Raw genomic sequence first — 352 nt, forward strand, 5'->3', positions numbered from 1 at the left:
GATTTCCTGGAAGTCACCTGAGCGAGGTTCAGGGCATAGAACTCCTCATCGTCAGTTCGATGGGAACGTTCCACGAAGGTGTTCACCTTCTTCTCTCGAACCGGAGTCGAAAGGAGAGTCACTCCCAGGGGGTTGAAGATGTACTTCTCCATGAGGATTCTCTTCCTCGAGTTCCCCAGACCCCCGAATTCCACCCCATTGTCAGTCTGGAGGAAGAGTCTCTCCTGCACCCCCAGAGCTCGCAACCAGAAGACCACAAGCAAAAGGAAGGTGAGGCCATTCAAAAAGGAGAGCTCCTTCGCATAGGCCAAGAAGCGAATCCTGGTTCGCACATCAATAGCGGTGAACTGGT

The 352-nt window shown here is 53.1% G+C and carries 1 protein-coding gene (cut by a window edge); it reads right to left on the reverse strand.

What is annotated here, in order from left to right:
* Positions 1–352, reverse strand: part of the annotated coding region (locus tag H5U36_07100; protein MBC7217890.1) for a hypothetical protein (this coding region is incomplete at its 5' end). The annotated region extends 76 nt beyond the left edge of the window; 352 of its 428 annotated nt are in view.

The organism is Candidatus Caldatribacterium sp., from assembly GCA_014359405.1.
Lineage (GTDB): Bacteria > Atribacterota > Atribacteria > Atribacterales > Caldatribacteriaceae > Caldatribacterium > Caldatribacterium oleiphilum.